Annotated in this window: 16 protein-coding genes; 12 read left to right on the plus strand and 4 right to left on the minus strand. The window is 45.5% G+C overall.

The window, feature by feature from the left end; genetic code table 11:
- Positions 1–75: 75 nt before the first annotated feature.
- Entirely contained in the window at positions 76–954 is an 879-nt protein-coding gene (locus ACRD6K_RS01300) for a DUF362 domain-containing protein (RefSeq protein ID WP_430971751.1), read from the minus strand.
- A 10-nt stretch (positions 955–964) separates the two neighbouring features.
- Complete coding sequence (gene prmC, locus ACRD6K_RS01305) at positions 965–1,816, minus strand: peptide chain release factor N(5)-glutamine methyltransferase (protein ID WP_299578255.1); 852 nt, start codon at positions 1,814–1,816, stop codon at positions 965–967.
- Positions 1,817–1,851: 35 nt separating this feature from the next.
- Here prmC and ribD point away from each other — a divergent pair, with 35 nt between their 5' ends.
- The gene (gene ribD, locus ACRD6K_RS01310; protein WP_430971752.1) at positions 1,852–2,898 is read left to right on the plus strand and encodes a bifunctional diaminohydroxyphosphoribosylaminopyrimidine deaminase/5-amino-6-(5-phosphoribosylamino)uracil reductase RibD; all 1,047 of its coding nucleotides are present in this window, start codon (positions 1,852–1,854) and stop codon (positions 2,896–2,898) included.
- Here the strand turns inward: ribD and ACRD6K_RS01315 are convergent.
- A complete protein-coding gene (locus ACRD6K_RS01315; RefSeq protein ID WP_299578253.1) occupies positions 2,895–3,296 on the minus strand; it encodes a DUF6146 family protein in 402 nt (133 codons plus the stop codon). The genes ribD and ACRD6K_RS01315 overlap by 4 nt on opposite strands.
- Positions 3,297–3,392: 96 nt before the next feature.
- On the opposite strand from ACRD6K_RS01315, the gene cls reads away from it, so the two are divergent.
- The 6 genes from cls (at position 3,393) to pyrF (ending at position 10,364) form a co-directional block, all read left to right on the plus strand.
- A complete protein-coding gene (cls, locus tag ACRD6K_RS01320) occupies positions 3,393–4,859 on the plus strand; it encodes a cardiolipin synthase (RefSeq protein ID WP_299578252.1) in 1,467 nt (488 codons plus the stop codon).
- A 230-nt stretch (positions 4,860–5,089) separates the two neighbouring features.
- Positions 5,090–6,559, plus strand: a complete 1,470-nt coding sequence (locus ACRD6K_RS01325; protein WP_430971753.1) for a RimK family ATP-grasp domain-containing protein — start codon at positions 5,090–5,092, stop codon at positions 6,557–6,559.
- A complete protein-coding gene (locus ACRD6K_RS01330) occupies positions 6,559–7,032 on the plus strand; it encodes a GNAT family N-acetyltransferase (protein WP_430971754.1) in 474 nt (157 codons plus the stop codon). The genes ACRD6K_RS01325 and ACRD6K_RS01330 overlap by 1 nt, the downstream gene beginning before the upstream one ends.
- A gap of 78 nt (positions 7,033–7,110) precedes the next feature.
- The gene (locus ACRD6K_RS01335; protein WP_299578249.1) at positions 7,111–8,277 is read left to right on the plus strand and encodes an AIR synthase related protein; all 1,167 of its coding nucleotides are present in this window, start codon (positions 7,111–7,113) and stop codon (positions 8,275–8,277) included.
- A 109-nt stretch (positions 8,278–8,386) separates the two neighbouring features.
- On the plus strand, positions 8,387–9,472 hold the full coding sequence (gene prfA, locus ACRD6K_RS01340; protein WP_299578248.1) for a peptide chain release factor 1: 1,086 nt from the start codon (positions 8,387–8,389) through the stop codon (positions 9,470–9,472).
- Between the two features lie 58 nt (positions 9,473–9,530).
- Positions 9,531–10,364 carry an orotidine-5'-phosphate decarboxylase gene (gene pyrF / locus ACRD6K_RS01345; RefSeq protein ID WP_430971755.1) on the plus strand — a complete coding sequence of 278 codons (834 nt, stop codon included), beginning with the start codon at positions 9,531–9,533 and terminating at the stop codon, positions 10,362–10,364.
- 64 nt (positions 10,365–10,428) lie between these two features.
- Here pyrF and ACRD6K_RS01350 read toward each other — a convergent pair whose 3' ends face one another.
- The gene (locus ACRD6K_RS01350) at positions 10,429–10,953 is read right to left on the minus strand and encodes a DedA family protein (RefSeq protein WP_299578246.1); all 525 of its coding nucleotides are present in this window, start codon (positions 10,951–10,953) and stop codon (positions 10,429–10,431) included.
- A 332-nt stretch (positions 10,954–11,285) separates the two neighbouring features.
- On the opposite strand from ACRD6K_RS01350, the gene nagB reads away from it, so the two are divergent.
- The 5 genes from nagB (at position 11,286) to ACRD6K_RS01375 (ending at position 16,982) form a co-directional block, all read left to right on the plus strand.
- Positions 11,286–12,113, plus strand: coding sequence for a glucosamine-6-phosphate deaminase (gene nagB, locus ACRD6K_RS01355; protein ID WP_430971756.1), 828 nt, complete (start codon positions 11,286–11,288; stop codon positions 12,111–12,113).
- 138 nt (positions 12,114–12,251) lie between these two features.
- A complete protein-coding gene (locus ACRD6K_RS01360) occupies positions 12,252–13,535 on the plus strand; it encodes a DUF2851 family protein (RefSeq protein WP_430971757.1) in 1,284 nt (427 codons plus the stop codon).
- 269 nt (positions 13,536–13,804) lie between these two features.
- Positions 13,805–14,074: a 30S ribosomal protein S15 gene (gene rpsO, locus ACRD6K_RS01365; RefSeq protein ID WP_299578243.1), complete on the plus strand. Its 270-nt coding sequence runs from the start codon at positions 13,805–13,807 to the stop codon at positions 14,072–14,074.
- A gap of 106 nt (positions 14,075–14,180) precedes the next feature.
- Positions 14,181–16,445, plus strand: a complete 2,265-nt coding sequence (pnp, locus tag ACRD6K_RS01370; RefSeq protein WP_299578242.1) for a polyribonucleotide nucleotidyltransferase — start codon at positions 14,181–14,183, stop codon at positions 16,443–16,445.
- A 51-nt stretch (positions 16,446–16,496) separates the two neighbouring features.
- Positions 16,497–16,982: a hypothetical protein gene (locus ACRD6K_RS01375; RefSeq protein WP_430971758.1), complete on the plus strand. Its 486-nt coding sequence runs from the start codon at positions 16,497–16,499 to the stop codon at positions 16,980–16,982.
- Positions 16,983–16,999 lie beyond the last annotated feature (17 nt).

Below are 16,999 nucleotides of genomic sequence, written 5' to 3' on the forward strand. Positions count from 1 at the left end.
GTTCAAGTTTTATAAAACAGTTTAAACAAATATAAAGAAAAGCCAGCAAGCAAATCAAGCCCGTTTGGGAAGGATTTATTGCTTGGTGTTTTTTAATATGATACTCCGGATTTGTTCCTGAGCAAGTTTGGTTTTTCCCAGACCGGCTTGTTCTGCCAGTGCGAGGTAGGGCAAGCTTTCCGGATTGATGCCAAGGCGTTGGGCAGCATAGCTTTCGGCTGATACGATATCGGTTGAAATAATCAGGCTTTTATAGTCCTTCAAGCCTGTTGGAGTTGCTACCCGGCAGGCGTCCATAATGTTTAGGCTCGGCTTTTTGTAGTGCAGAAAGTCAAGCAGTTGTTGCGGAGCCATAGATTGATTGCCGGACTCTTGCCAGATTAAGCCCTCCAAGTTTCGGAATGCTCCAAAATATTGGTTGTCTGGCCTGATTTGTACGGCCGGCACATTGATGATCAGATCCACTTCCTGCAAAACCTCATGCAACTTGGGGTGTTGCATGGATTGGGCGTTGGGAATGTTTACGCTTTTGTACAAGAAGTCTTTGTTTCCGGGCAGAATTTTGGCACCGGCATCTTTTACTGCTCGTTCAATGCCGCTGTTCTTGTAGCACTGGGTCCATTTATCCTCAGTTTGGTCAACCAGGAAAACGCCCCGTGAGCCTGCTTCGTAGCAACGTCTGACCAAGGTGGCCAGCAATTTGGGGTTGGTGTTTAACCCGCTTTCGGGCGACTGGTTCCATTGGAGGGTGGGTTTTACCAGTATTTTTTGTCCGGGCTGAATAAACCGGTCCAGGTCGCCAAGCGCTTCCAGTCCCAAGTCAAGCATCTCTGCCGGACTTCCGCCTCGTAAAATCACCATCTCGGGGTGGCTTGTGGCTGCATAAGCTTTTGGTAAAAGGCAAAAGCCGCCGGCTGCCAGAAGGCTATGTGTGATAAATTGTCTGCGTTTCATAAGAGGGATTTTATGGTCGGAGTCTTTCCGCATAAATCATGCGGTTCTTTCCGTTTATATCTTTTCTTAAGGTAACGTTTGAAAAACCGTTTTCTTTCAATAAAGCAACCGATTCTTCGCCAAAAGCTTCGTTGATTTCCCAGAATAGCTGGCCTCCATACCGAAGGTGTTTCAGGGCAAATGTGGTTAAAGCCTGGTAAAAGACCAGCGGGTCTTCATCGGGTACAAACAGGGCTTTTGCCGGTTCGTTGTTTAAAACCAGGTCGCTCATGACTGCTTTTTCCGAATCGGTAACATAAGGCGGATTGCTAACCAGGATGTCAATACCGGGGAAAGACTCGGGAAGCAGTGGGTTTAAAATGTTCAGGTGAAAAAAAGCCACTTCGGTTTTGTTCAGTCCTGCATTTTTGCGGGCAACATCCAGGGCCTCCTCCGAAATGTCGCAGCCCATTACCTCAGCTTCGGGCCAGTGCTTTTTCAGGCTGATGGGAATACAGCCACTGCCGGTTCCCATATCAAGAATGCGGGGAGCCTGGGTTTGACGGGATTTCAAAATCCAGTCCACCAGCTCTTCTGTTTCGGGCCGGGGAATCAATACACTGGGGGTGACCTTGAACGGAAGTCCGTAGAATTCGGTTTCACCTAAAATATACTGAATGGGCTCCTGCTTTTTTAGCCGGGCCACAATTTGGAGGATTTGCTGATTTTCCTCTTCCGTCAAAAGGACATCTTTTTTCAGCATCAGGTCGCTTAGCGTGTAGCGCCGGAGCTTTTCAAAGATGATGCGGATCAGACTTTCAATTTCACCTTCGTGATAAAGCCCGGTTAATTCTTTTCGGATAAACTTGATGCTTGCCTGCATTTATTTGTATTTTTGGCAAAGTTAAATTTTTTGGGATGAACACAGCTGAAAAATACATGAACCGGTGTTTGGAACTGGCCCGTTTGGGTGCCGGCAATGTTGCACCAAACCCGATGGTGGGCTGTGTGATTGTGCATGAAGGGAAAATTATTGGTGAAGGTTTTCATCAGCAATGTGGTGAAGCTCATGCTGAAGTCAATGCCATTCGCTCGGTGAAAAACAAGGATTTGCTGTCGTCATCGACCCTGTATGTGAGTCTGGAGCCTTGTGCGCATTTTGGTAAAACACCTCCCTGTTCCGATTTGATTATTGAACATCGGATTCCGAAAGTGATTATTGGTTCGATTGATTCGTTTGCCAAAGTGGCCGGCAAAGGCATTGAAAAAATGCGTAAAGCCGGGATTGAGGTTACGGTTGGGGTGCTGGAAAAAGACTGCCTCTGGCTGAACCGGCGTTTCTTTACCTTTCATCAGAAAAAACGACCTTACCTGATTCTGAAATGGGCACAAACCATGGATGGATTTCTGGATATTGACCGTTCGCAAATAACCTATGGCAAGCCCACCTGGATTAGCAATGAGCTTTCGCGCAGGCAGGTGCATAAACAGCGGACCGAGGAAGCTGCTATTTTAATCGGCACCAACACGGCTTTGAAAGACAATCCTTCGCTTACCGTTCGTGAGTGGGATGGCAATCAGCCCTTGCGCTTGCTTTTGGATCGCACCAACCACTTGTCGGAAAAGCTGAACCTGAAAAACGGAAGCTGTCCTACGGTGGTTTTTACCCAGGAAGCAGTCGAATCGAAGCCCAACCTGGAATATGTGCAAATTGATTTTCAGACGAAGGTTATCCCTCAGGTTTTAGCGTATTTGTATGACCGCGACATTCAGTCGGTGGTGGTTGAGGGGGGCCAGCATTTGCTGCAATCGTTTATCGATCAGAATTTGTGGGACGAAGCCTATGTGTACTATGGGAATACCTTTTTTGTAAAAGGGGTGCCCGCTCCTCGTTTGCCCGTAGCACCATCCCAATCGGAAAATATGCACGATACCTTGCTGAAGTTTTTTATCAATCCGGCTTAAATAGCCCTTGGCCCGTTTTCAATGATTCGAATTTTCAGCACGCGCTCTACATATTGAAAGTAATAGAACAGTTTGTGGTTGATTTCCAGTCCGTAGTCTGTTTGCGAATCATAGTTGATTTGCCCATCGAGCAGTTGTGAGTTGTGTCGCCAAATGGTTTGGTAGTTCCACGCATTCACATATTGTTGGTTCCAGTTTTCATAATAGCTTTGAGAATGGTACCACGACGGTTTGCTGTAGGTAATGTACCAACTCTCGAAACCCGGATCCAACACAATCAATTCATAGCTGACACTGTCGTTTTCTTCCTCCGCATTCACTTCTTTGAGTTGAATGTTGTTCTGGCTGGCGCAAGCGGCTAAAATTAAAACCAGAAGGATAAATGCAAAATTTTTCATGGCTGCTGTTTTGAAATTTTATACGAAAAAGGGCCATGGTTTGTTTATCAGGTGAAAAATACAGAAATTTAGTTGATTGATTTAAATCTTTCTTGAATGGTAGAGTTTTTGAAGGGAATCTGGCAATACACGCCAGGAACCGTTACCATCTTGTACTTTGTAACGGTTGTTTTCATCGCTGTTTTCATTATTCTTGAGAATCGTAGTCCGATTAAAACCATTAGCTGGGTTTTGGTTTTGGTTACCTTGCCGGTAGCGGGTATCATTATTTACCTGTTTTTTGGGCAGGAGTACCGCAAGAAAAAGATGTTTTCGAAAAAGGGCTTGTATTACCTTGAGAGGTTACGGAAAGAAACGCAGGATCAACTGCGTTTGCTGCCAGAGAACGAGCACCTTTTTGATGAGCAGATTGTAAGTAAGCGACACTTGATGAACTTGATGTTGTCAAACTCCAATGCTTTGTTGACCAGCGATAATGAGGTGACCTTGCTTCGGAATGGACACGAAACTTTTCCGGCTATTTTTCAGGCCATCGAACAAGCCCGGGATCACATTCACCTAGAGTATTACATTGTTGAAAATGATGAGCTGGGCAACCAGCTGAAGGAGTTGTTGATTCGGAAAGCCACTCAGGGCGTTGAAGTTCGCTTTATTTATGACGACGTAGGCAGCTGGCGTTTGCCTAAAAAATACATTCGCGAGCTTCAGGCGGCCGGTGTGCAAATTGACTGCTTTATGCGGGTTCGCTTTCCCATGCTTACTTCACGGGTAAATTACCGGAACCACCGCAAAATTATTGTTATTGATGGAGAAGTTGGCTTTACAGGAGGATTGAACTTTGCCGATCGTTACATGCATGGAAGCCAGGATTTGGGCTTGTGGCGTGATACCCACCTGAAGGTGACCGGCGGTGCGGCTATTTCGTTGCAAATTATTTTCATGGCCGACTGGTATTTTGTGTCCAAGGAAATCCTGAAGGGAGAACGCTATTTCCCGGAGCTTTCGGGTGGAGATGGCAAGCTCATGCAAGTGGTGTCCAGTGGTCCCGATTCGGATTGGGAAAGTATTGGACAGGCTTATTTTTCGGCCATCGCATCGGCTCGCGAACGCGTGTTTTTGGCCACGCCCTACCTTATTCCAACCTCCGAAATTATTTATGCCATGAAAACGGCCGCACTTGGCGGAATCGATATTCGTATTTTGTTGCCCGGGCGTTCGGATGCCTTTTTCCCCAAGTGGGGCTCCGATTCCTATGTGGAGGAGCTGATGGAAGCTGGCGTGCGCATCTTTCATTATAAGCCCGGTTTTACCCACAGCAAGTTTATGGTGGTCGACGGTGTTTTTTCTTCCGTAGGAACAGCCAATATGGACTTTCGGAGTCTTGAAACCAATTTTGAAGTGAATGCCATGATTTATGATGAACCCATGGCGCATCAGGTAGAAGCCTTGTTTTTGGATGACCTGGAGAACAGTGAGGAGTTGCTGCTGGATGAATGGAAACAGCGGAGCCGGTATCGTAAAATCATGGAGTCGTTTGCCCGTATTTTAAGCCCGATGATGTAGCTGAATTTTCCGGTCGTTATTTTATGAAATTAAAGCAGGCGGAAGAATAATCAATCATTTATTTACGTACAATTGCATTGTCAATAGGACGTCTGATCCGACCGTTCAACTGGCTGATGCCTAGTTGTCTGTTTAGATTGGGTTGCCTTTGGGCACAGAGTGATTGGCGGCATTTGATGTCCGCCGGATTTTAATCCGTTAACCTTATTTTTTTTTGACTAAAATAACGCATGCAGTCCACCTTAATATTATTGGATTCAGTGATGCAATGGAAACCTTACTACGAAACGGAAACCATTACCACTGCGGCAGATTATCTGCAAAATGAGCATTTAAGTAAGAAGAATCTGCTGGTGATAAACCTTTGCGAGAAGCTTCAGTACCACTCCGAAGGCTATTATTGTTCGCTGCTGGCTCAGGCCCGCGGCCATAAAGTGTTGCCCGATGTGGATGTGTTGAACCGGATGGAAAGTGGTGCTATTGCCCGTTTGGATGATAACCTGCAGAAAATGACCTACCGCTGGATTCAGTCCCTGAATCAACCAGAGCAGGAATTGGTGGCCCTTGATATTTACTTTGGGACCTGCAACGTGCCGGAAATGAACAAGGTGGCTCATTTTGTTTTTGAACAGCTGCCAAGCCCCATTTTACGGGTATGCTTTGTTAACCGCGCCAAAAACCAGATTGACTCCATCCGTCCTTTAAGTTTGAATGAGTTGAGTGATGAGCAGCAGGATTTGTTTGCTCAGGCTTTGGATAGATTCAATAAGAAAGTCTGGCGTCAGCCGCGCTCGCACAAATCTTCCCGCTTTGATCTGGCCATTTTGCACGATCCGGAAGAGCAGTTGCCGCCCAGTAATAAAGGGGCCTTGAATAAGTTTTTGTCGCAAGCCCGGAAAATGAACATCAATGCCGAACTGATTACGGAAGAGGACACGATTCGCTTGCTTGAGTTTGATGCTTTGTTTATTCGACAAACCACAGCGCTCAATCACCTGACTTATCGGCTGGCTCAGCAGGCACGGCAGGCCGATATGGTGGTTATCGACGATCCGTTGTCCATTATTCGGTGTACCAACAAAGTGTACCTGAAAGAACTGCTGGAGCGGGAAGGTGTTCCAACGCCCAAGTCCAAACTGATTTTCAAGAATAACCTCATTGCTTTTGATGAGCTTGAAACGGCTCTTGGAAACCCCATCGTATTGAAAGTGCCGGATGGCTCTTTTTCTGTTGGCATGCATAAAGTGAGCAACGAAGAGGAATACGGCAAGGCACTGGAACTGTTGTCAGAAAAGTCTTCGGTATTTCTGGCCCAGGAATTTATGCCAACCCGTTTCGATTGGCGCATTGGCTTGTTGAATGGCGAGGCGCTGTATGCCTGCAAGTATTTTATGGCACGGGGACACTGGCAAATCTACAACCACCAGGATAATGGTAAAACGCGCTCGGGTGCTTTTGAGTCGGTACCCATCGGCAAGGTTCCCAAGCATGTGGTTCGGAATGCTGTAAAAGCAGCCTCGCTGATTGGAAAAGGTTTGTATGGGGTCGACTTAAAAGAAATTGATGGTCGGTCGGTAGTGATTGAAGTCAACGACAATCCTTCGATTGATCAGGGCGTTGAAGATGCTATCCTGGGCGATGAGTTGTATCGCCTGATTCTGCGTGAGTTTTTAGACCGGCTGGAACAAAAACGCCGTTAATGAAAGCAAGTGAGTTAACCATAAGGCTTGCTGTAAAGACCGATCTGGATGAGCTTGTTCGGTTGGAGCAAGAGTGTTTTGCTGCCGAAAGCTTTTCGCGCCGCCAGATACTCTACCTGCTAAGCCGCGCTGCCGGCAATTTCTTTGTACTGACTGAGCAAAGTCAGATCGCTGGTTTTATCGTTCTGCTCAAACGAAAGAATAGCCTGGGTTTGCGGGTTTACTCTTTGGCTGTGGCTCCTGCGTTCCGGGGGAAGCAATATGCCCGGCGCTTGTTGGAGAAAGCGGTTCAGGTGGCGCAAGAGAGTGGGAAAATATTCCTGTTTTTGGAAGTGAGCGAACACAATACCGGGGCCATTCAGCTGTATCGAAACTGGGGATTTGAGCATACTGGCAGGCGGAAAAACTATTACCAGGATGGCAGCGATGCCTTGCTGATGCGACAGACGCTTTCCTCGCTTGCTGGAGATTAATGCGAATACCTACAAATTACTAATTTCAGAATCGCCTAAAAATATTAACTTTGTGGTCTGAAAATACAGACTGATTTTATGAGCGATAACAGGTACATGGCGCGGGGCGTTTCCGCATCGAAAGAAGATGTCCATCAGGCCATTAAAAATATTGACAAGGGATTGTTTCCAAACGCATTTTGCAAAATTATTCCCGATGTGCTGGGCGGCGATCCGGCGTGGTGTAACATTATGCACGCTGACGGTGCTGGTACCAAATCTTCCTTAGCGTATATGTACTGGAAAGAAACCGGCGATGTGTCGGTGTGGAAAGGCATTGCGCAGGATGCTCTGATTATGAATATTGACGACCTGCTGTGTGTGGGCGCAACCGACAATATTCTGTTGTCGTCAACCATTGGTCGGAACAAGAATAAAATTACAGGCGAAGTTATTGCAGCCATCATCAACGGAACCGATGAGCTGTGCAAGGAATTGCAGGAAATGGGCGTTGGGGTTTATCCTACAGGCGGCGAAACGGCTGATGTGGGCGACTTGGTGCGCACCATCATCGTCGATTCAACGGTAACTTGCCGGATGAAGCGCGAAGATGTGATTTCGGCCGATAACATTCAGCCGGGTGATGTGATTGTTGGACTGGCTTCTTTTGGTCAGGCCACTTACGAGAAAGAATACAATGGCGGGATGGGCAGCAATGGCTTGACTTCGGCTCGTCACGATGTATTTGCCAACTACCTGGCCCAGAAATATCCGGAAAGTTTTGACTCGGAAGTTCCGGCTGATTTGGTTTATTCCGGTAGCAAAAAGCTAACCGATGCCATTGACAACCTTGGCCTGGATGCCGGGAAACTGGTGCTTTCTCCAACACGGACTTATGCGCCGGTGATCAAGAAAATTCTGGATCATCACCGCGCTGATATTCATGGCATGGTGCACTGCTCGGGCGGTGCGCAAACCAAAGTGCTGCACTTTGTAGATCAGGTGCATGTAATTAAAAATAACCTTTTCCCTGTTCCTCCGTTGTTTAAATTGATTCAGGAAGAATCAAAAACCGAGTGGTCCGAAATGTACAAAGTATTTAACATGGGGCACCGCATGGAAATTTACCTGAAACCGGAGTTTGCAGAATCAATCATTGAAATATCAAAATCATTTAACATTGATGCGCAGATTGTTGGTCGGGTTGAGGCTTGCGAAGGGAAAAAACTAACGATCGAATCCGAGTTCGGAACCTTTGAGTACTAGCTCTGATTGCTTTATGGAAGCAATTCGGAACCGCAAAAGTCAAGGCTTTTGTAGCAGTTCAATCGTTTTTGATGATGGATTTTTAAACTTGGAATTTGGAATATAAAATATGGCAGACCATTCAATATTAGAAAAGTACCAAGCCATTCAGCACCGGCTGGATGAAGTAGGCCAACAGATTACCGATCCGTCGGTAATGGCTGACATGAAGCGATACGTGAAACTAAGCCAGGAATACAAGCGGCTGGAATCTTTGGTGAAAGCCTTTAAAGAATTCCGTAGCCTGGTGGATAATATCGAATCGGGTAAAGAAATGCTGGCACAGGAAACGGATGAAGAAATCCGCGAAATGGCCCGCGAAGAAATTGAAGCCAGCGAAGAGCTGCTTCCGGCCAAAGAAAAAGAAATAAAACTCTTGCTGGTTCCGGCTGATCCGGAAGATAGCAAGAATGCCATTTTGGAGATTCGCGCAGGAGCTGGTGGTGATGAAGCCAGTATTTTTGCCGGCGACCTGTACCGCATGTACTCGAAGTATTGCGAGAAAAAGGGCTGGCGTATGGAAGTGACTACCGTGAATGAAGGTACCTCGGGCGGATACAAGGAAATTGTAGCAACCGTTACGGGCGAAGGCGTTTATGGTGTACTGAAATATGAATCAGGCGTACACCGGGTACAACGTGTTCCTCAAACGGAAACACAGGGGCGTGTGCACACCTCGGCTGCTTCGGTAGCGGTGCTTCCTGAAGCGGAAGAGTTCGATATTGAACTGCGAAACGAAGACATTCGTCGTGATGAGTTCTGTTCGTCAGGTCCGGGTGGACAGTCGGTGAACACCACCTATTCAGCCATTCGTTTGACACACATTCCTACCGGAATTGTGGTGCAGTGCCAGGATCAAAAATCGAAGCTTAAAAACCTGGATAAAGCGATGGCCGAACTGCGGACCCGTATTTACAACATGGAGCACCAGAAATACCTGGATGAGATTGCTTCGAAACGGAAAACCATGGTGTCAACCGGCGACCGTTCAGCTAAAATTCGGACCTACAACTGGCCACAAGGCCGGGTAACCGATCACCGCATCAACCTGACGCTTTATAATTTGCAGGCCATTATCAATGGCGACATCGATGAGATTATCGAAAAGCTGATGGTCGAAGAAAATTCAGAACGACTGAAAGAAGCAGAAATTTAAATTAAAATATTAGTGGGGGGGTGGCTTAGGGTCACCCCTTTGTTAAAACAGCATAAACATGAACCGCGAACAATTATTTGAACAGATCAGAAAAAAAAGAAGTTTTTTATGTGTGGGCCTGGACTCTGATATCCTGAAAATTCCTGCACACCTGAAAGAAACTTCTGACCCGATCTTTGCTTTCAACAAAGAAATTATTGATGCTACGCAGGATCTTTGTGTGGCTTATAAACCCAACTTGGCTTTCTACGAAAGTTTGGGTGTTACCGGTTGGGAAAGCCTGGAGAAAACGGTGCACTACATTCGTGAAAAATATCAGGAGCAATTTATTATTGCCGATGCCAAACGGGGCGATATTGGAAACACCTCGAACTTGTATGCTCGGGCATTTTTTGATCGGATGGACTTTGATGCGGTAACTGTGGCTCCCTATATGGGCGAAGATTCGGTAAAGCCATTCATGACTTACCTGGATAAATGGGTTATTCTGTTGGCACTGACTTCAAATAAAGGTGCTTTCGATTTTCAGTTTCTGAAAAATGAGGCCAATGGCGAAATGCTGTTCGAAACGGTGTTGAAAACCTCGCAGCAATGGGGCGATACCGATAACATGATGTATGTGGTTGGAGCTACTAAGGCTGAGAAACTGGAAGAAATCCGGGCCATTGTGCCTGATCATTTTTTATTGGTTCCTGGTGTTGGAGCACAAGGAGGTAGCCTGGAAGAAGTAGCCAAATACGGCATGAATGACCAGTGTGGCCTGTTGGTTAACTCATCGCGTGGAATTATTTATGCTTCGAATGATACGGACTTTGCTGAAAAAGCCCGCGAAGCCGCGATGGATGTGCAGGTTGATATGGAAGAATTGTTGCTGGAAGCAGAGTTGTTGTAAGCGCTTTTCGCATAAGATAAAATCAACCCGAAGTGCCGAATGTGCTTCGGGTTTTTTTATGCCGTTAAAAAATGAGGCTGATCAGCAGGTATTTCAAAAACAAGCCCAGCAAACTGTAGAAAAGCGTTTCTTTCAGGTTATGCTTGAGCATGCCGGCGGCCAGTAAAATAACAGGGGAGGAAAGTGGCAGCAGGTTGAAAACAAAAATGGTGATGTTGCCATATCTTCGGATCTCCTCTTTGGCTTTTTCATACCGGTGGCGACCAATCAGCTGGTCGATGATGCGCCCGCTAAAGAAACGCCCGATGTAATAATCAATGACCTGTGCGGCCAGTGCTGTACTTATTGCCAGCAGGTTCAGCAGCATTACATCCATACCCGAGGTGAGGTAGTAAATAAACGCCAGCTCTACCGGCATGACTAAGAAGAACAAATAGCCTGAAAAGTTAACCACGCCAAAGGACAGCAGGTTGTGTTCGCGATGTCCGTATATTTCCTTTCCAACTGTAAGTGAAACAATGGTTACAGCCAGTGCTGCCAGAATCAGGAAAGGCAGTATTTGTTTCAGTTTGAAGTAGGACCTGTTCATGGCATTCATTCCTTTCAGAATAAATTTACCAGCTTTTTGTCATAAATACATGCTTTGTCTTGCCCTTTTCTGTAGAATGATGTTTCAAAAATGAAAATTTAGCAAGTGAGTTTGATTTTTGATTTGTTCGGGAGTGCTTTAAAACGACACGAGTGTTAGTAAACAGTTAATTCGGCTTGGCAATGGAGGCTTTAATGGTAAAAATTGTAGCTTTGCATTTTGCTCTGTCGAAGGCTGTGTAAGCGGTTTGCCTCTGGAAGTTTAAACCCTTCTTAAAGCCGGGAAGCAATTAGCCGTATAATAGAACTATTCACATTAAAACATGAAATAACGTGAGATTAATTATTCAAGAAACACATCAGGTTGCGTCACGTTGGGTGGCCAACTACATCGCGCGAAGAATTCAGTTAGCCAATGCTACCGAAGAAAAACCATTTGTCCTGGGCTTACCAACAGGATCCTCTCCATTGGCAACTTACGAAGAGTTAATTGCCTTGCATAAAGCCGGAAAAGTGAGCTTTAAAAATGTGGTGACCTTCAATATGGATGAATACGTGGGAATTCCTAAAGATCACCCTCAGAGTTACCACTCGTTTATGTGGGATAATTTCTTTTCACATATCGATATTCAGGAAAAGAATGTTAACATTCTGAATGGCAATGTCTCGGATGTGAAAGCAGAATGCCAACGTTACGAGGATAAAATTAAATCGGTTGGTGGAATTGATTTGTTTTTAGGTGGAATTGGTGCTGACGGACACATTGCTTTTAATGAGCCAGGTTCATCGTTGGTATCTCGCACACGCGACAAAGAGTTGAACTACGATACCATGGTGGCCAATTCTCGCTTTTTCGACAATGACGTAAATAAGGTGCCTAAAAGCTCACTGACCGTTGGTGTTGGAACTGTCCTGGATGCCAGAGAAGTGGTAATTATTGTGAATGGCCTGTCGAAAGCAAGAGCTTTACGCCATGCTGTTGAAGAAGGAGTGAACCACATGTGGACCATCAGCGCGCTGCAGCTGCACCCCAAAGGAATGATTGTTTGCGACGAGCAGGCAACTTATGAACTGAAAGTGGGAACTTACAAACACTTCAAGTCAATTGAAGCTGGCAATTTGGACGCGGATAAATTAGCCGGTTCAGATTTGGTTTGGTAGCCTGATCCCAGCCAATAGCGCATTGAAAGGACGATTGCAATTACCCGGTTAAAGGGGATGGCAGTCGTCCTTTTTGTTTTGTACAACAGGCTGCGCGAAACTCATATTTTTCATAACTTTAGTGGAAAATAAGTCATTATGAACGAGGCTTTTCTTCAGTTTATATGGAAGCACCGGTTATTTACGGCGGGTAATTTGAAGACCGAAGATGGGGAAGTGGTCGAGGTGGTTCATCCCGGGCAGCCGAATACCGATGCTGGTCCCGATTTTTTTAACACGCGGGTTAAGATTGGTGAAACAACCTGGGCCGGCAATGTTGAGATTCATCAAAAAGCATCGGATTGGTACCTGCACCAGCATGAAAAGGATGCCGCTTATGACAACGTGGTGTTGCATGTGGTGCGCGAAAACAATGTAGAAGTGAAAACCTCAGCAGGCGAAGAGGTTCCAAGTCTGGTGCTTCAGTATCCATCTTACTTGGAAGAGAATTATCAAAAATTGCTGAAATCTGATCGTTGGATTGCGTGTGCCGACCGTTTTCATGAAATAGATCCTATGGCTTTGCAGATTTGGTTTCATGGGCTGATGGTGGAGCGCTTGCAGCAAAAAACACGGGCTATTGTTGACCAGCTGACACTTAACAAGAACGATTGGAACGAAACCTTTTACCAGTTTCTGGCGCGTAATTTCGGCTTGAAAACCAATGCCCTGCCGTTTGAGCTGCTAGCCCGGGCTTTACCGGTTCAAACTTTGGCGAAGCATAAGAATGACCTGTTTCAGTTGGAAGCCTTACTGTTTGGAACTGCCGGCTTGTTGAACGAACAGTTGTTGGGGGACGATTACTTTCTGGCCTTACGGAAAGAATACGGGTTTTTGTATAAAAAGTACCGATTAAAGCCCATTGAGGCTCATCTCTGGAAATTTTTACGACTGCGTCCGGTCAATTTTCCGACGGTTCGGCTGGCACAGTTTGCCGCCTTGGTGCACCACTCTTCGGCTTTGTTTTCGAATTTGGTTGAAAAGGATAATTTGCATGACATCCGTGAATTGTTTCGGGTTCAGGCTTCGGGCTATTGGGATACCCATTATCGTTTCAACAAAGAATCGGGCAACCGACCTAAGCTATTGGGCGATACTGCCTTTCAAAACATCTTAATCAATACGGTCGTGCCTTTCTTGTTCGTTTATGGCGAATACCACAACCGGCAATACTTGAAAGACAGGGCTCTGCAGTTTTTGGAGAAACTACCGGCCGAAAGCAATTCCATTATTTCGAACTGGAAAGAATTGGGAGTATCGGTTCGGTCTGCTTTTGACAGCCAGGCTTTGATTCAATTGAAAAATAGCTATTGCACTCCAAAGCGTTGCTTGCAGTGTCATTTGGGTGTGAAGCTCGTTAATCATGCGTTTGAGCAAAAATAGATGTAAGGAACATGGGGGCCTGGCTGAAAGATTTACTGTCGTTTGAAGGTTGGGCTGATATCAGGCAGGGCAGCCTGCTGCAGAAAGTGGACTCGGATTTCAAACAATTCAGAATGAGGCACTCTTTTGGCTGAAAAATCAATCTTTGGGATTGATAATCAAAGAATATTCATTACTTTTGCGGAAGTTTTTTGGAATTAATTTTAAGCGGTTGTAATTGAAAGCGATGCAGCGGTTTAAAAATTGTATCACAATTAAAAAAAGAAAAAATGTATTTAACTTCAGAAACAAAAAAAGAGTTTTTCAAAAAATTTGGTAAAAACGCAGAAGATACTGGTACTGCAGAAGGACAAATCGCCTTGTTCTCTTTCCGTATTTCTCACTTAACCGAACACCTGAAGAAAAACAAAAAGGACTATAGTACACAGCGTGCCTTGGTTCGTTTGGTAGGTAAGCGTCGTAACTTGCTTGACTACTTGAAAAATAAAGATATCGAAAGATATCGTGCGATTATTAAAGAATTGAAATTACGTCGATAATTTTACAAAAGAAAAGGCAATAAAGTTATTGCCTTTTCTTATTTTTGAAATCCCCACCACCATTCGACTTAGTTCGTATTGTTAAATTTTATCTGAAAAATTGATTATGAATCAAATTATTAAAACGATTGACCTTGGCGATGGCCGGACCATTTCGATTGAAACGGGTCGTTTGGCTAAGCAAGCTGATGGTGCAGTTGTCGTTAGAATGGGTGACACCATGTTGCTGGCCACGGTGGTTTCAGCCAAAGAAGCTAAAGAAGATGTTGACTTCATGCCTGTTTCGGTTGATTACCGTGAAAAATTCTCGGCTGCAGGTCGTTTCCCCGGTGGATTTCTAAAACGTGAAGCTCGCCCAAGTGACGATGAAATCTTGGTTGCCCGCTTGGTTGACCGTGCTCTTCGTCCGCTATTCCCTTCTGATTACCACGCTGAAACAGCCGTGATGATCAGCTTGATTTCCTACGATGAAAACGTCATGGCCGACTCATTGGCCGGGCTGGCTGCGTCTGCTGCCATTGCCGTTTCTGACGTACCTTTTGAAGCACCCATCTCTGAAGTGCGCGTAGCCCGTGTTGCCGGAGAATTGATTGTTAACCCTAGCAGCGCTCAGTTGGACGAAGCTGACATCGATATTATGGTGGCAGCTACCTACGATAATATTATGATGGTAGAGGGTGAAATGGACGAAGTCTCCGAAGAAGAGATGCTGGAAGCCATTAAAGTTGCTCACGATGCCATTAAAGTTCATTGTAAAGTACAGGAAGAATTAGCCGCTGAAGTAGGCGTTGTGAAACGTGAGTATTGTCACGAAGTAAACAACGAGGAGCTGAAAGCCAAAGTAGAGGCTGATTTGTTCCAGCCTTGTTATGATGTTGCCAAGCAGCAAATTACAGACAAGCAAGTTCGTATTGAGTCGTTTGCAAAGATTGTGGATGACTACGTAGAAGCTTACTTGGAAGCCAATGCTGAGAATGAAGAAATTGACCTGGTACAGGACGAAAAACTAATCCGTCGCTATTTCCACAAAGTGGAAGGCGAGGCCATGCGTCGCATGATTTTGGATGAAGGTATTCGTCTGGATGGTCGTAAAACAGACGAAATTCGCCCAATTTGGGGTGAAGTGGATTACTTGCCAGGTGCACATGGCTCAGCCATCTTTACCCGTGGCGAAACCCAATCGCTTTCATCCATTACTTTGGGAACAAAAATGGACATTAAGAAGATTGATAATGTAACTTTCCAGGGAACCGAAAAATTCCTGTTGCATTACAACTTCCCTCCTTTCTGTGTGGGTGAAGCAAAAACACCTCGCGGACTGGGTCGTCGTGAAATTGGTCACGGTAATCTGGCATTCCGTGCCCTGAAACGCATGATCCCTCAGGATTTCCCTTATGTGGTGCGCGTTGTCTCTGATATTCTGGAGTCAAACGGATCATCGTCCATGGCTACTGTGTGTGCCGGAACAATGTGTATGTTGGATGCCGGTATGAACATGAAACGTCCGGTTTCAGGTATTGCCATGGGATTGATTTCAGATAAGGAATCAGGTAAATTTGCCGTTCTTTCTGACATCTTGGGTGATGAGGATCACTTGGGTGACATGGACTTCAAAGTAACCGGAACCGAAAAAGGTATTACGGCTACTCAAATGGATATCAAAGTAGACGGACTTTCGTATGAAGTTCTGACACAAGCCTTGCATCAAGCCAAAAAAGGCCGCGAGCATATTCTTGGAAAAATCCTTGAGGTTATTCCTGAGCCACGTGCCGAATACAAACCAAACGTACCACGCGTTGAAACCATTCAGATTCCGAAGGAAATGATTGGACCAATCATTGGACCTGGAGGTAAGAATATCCAGCAAATGCAGGAAGAAACCAACACGGTGATTGTGATTGAAGAACGCGATGATTTTGGTTGGGTTGAAATTTCAGGATTGAATAAAGATGCGTTGGAAGCTGCTAAAGAGCGCGTAAAACGAATTATTGCACTACCTGAAAAAGGAGAAACTTACAAAGGTAAGGTGAAGAATATCACCACTTTTGGAGCTTTTATTGAAATTATGCCGGGCAAAGAAGGCTTGCTTCATATTTCTGAAATTACCTGGGAGCGCTTGACCAATGTGGAAGACGCCTTGAAAGTGGGTGATGAGGTAGAAGTGAAACTGCTGGATATTGACCGCGATGGGAAACTGAAACTTTCTCGCAAAGCATTACTTCCAAAACCGGAAGGATATGTGGAGCGCGAACGTAGCGACCGTGGAGGCGATCGTCGTCCGCCACGCCGTGATGGAGGTGACCGTCGGGACGGAAGAGGAAACCGCGACAACCGGGGTGATCGTCGTCCGCCAAGAGAAAACAGAGACTAATACTAGTTTATAAATAGATGCCCGCTTGTCGGGCATTTTTTTTCTTCTATTATGAAAGAATGGAGTCAGAAATTAACCGCTCATATTGAGCAGGAGCTGGAAGGAACCAAAGCAAGTGATTTGCGCTTTATGCGAGTTGCCGAATACCTTCGCATGCTTAGCCGGATTGATGAGTTCTCGGATGGTTGTCCGCACTGTAAGCAGTTAAAGCCGGAAATCGAAGAGCAATCGGCATCGATCAAGCAGGCTGTTACGCATATTGGCAAAGAACGACGTAGCTACGACAAGCATATTGATAAGCTGGCTCGCCATCTGAAAAAAGAGCATGGCTTTTATCCGCCTTATTTCTATACTTATTCATACAGCTTTTACTTTATTGTAGTGGCCGGCGTAATTGGTTTCCTGCTTAGCCTGCTGTTTCCCGCTACCGATCGCTGGTTTTTTCTTATCCCTGGCCTTGTTTTTGGCTTACTGGCTGGCCAGTTGGTTGGCAATCGGAAAGACGCGCGAATCCGATCCGAAAATAAAATATTGTAATTATTTACCAGAGCTGA

It is taken from the genome of Sunxiuqinia rutila (genome assembly GCF_050589705.1).
Lineage (GTDB): Bacteria > Bacteroidota > Bacteroidia > Bacteroidales > Prolixibacteraceae > Sunxiuqinia > Sunxiuqinia rutila.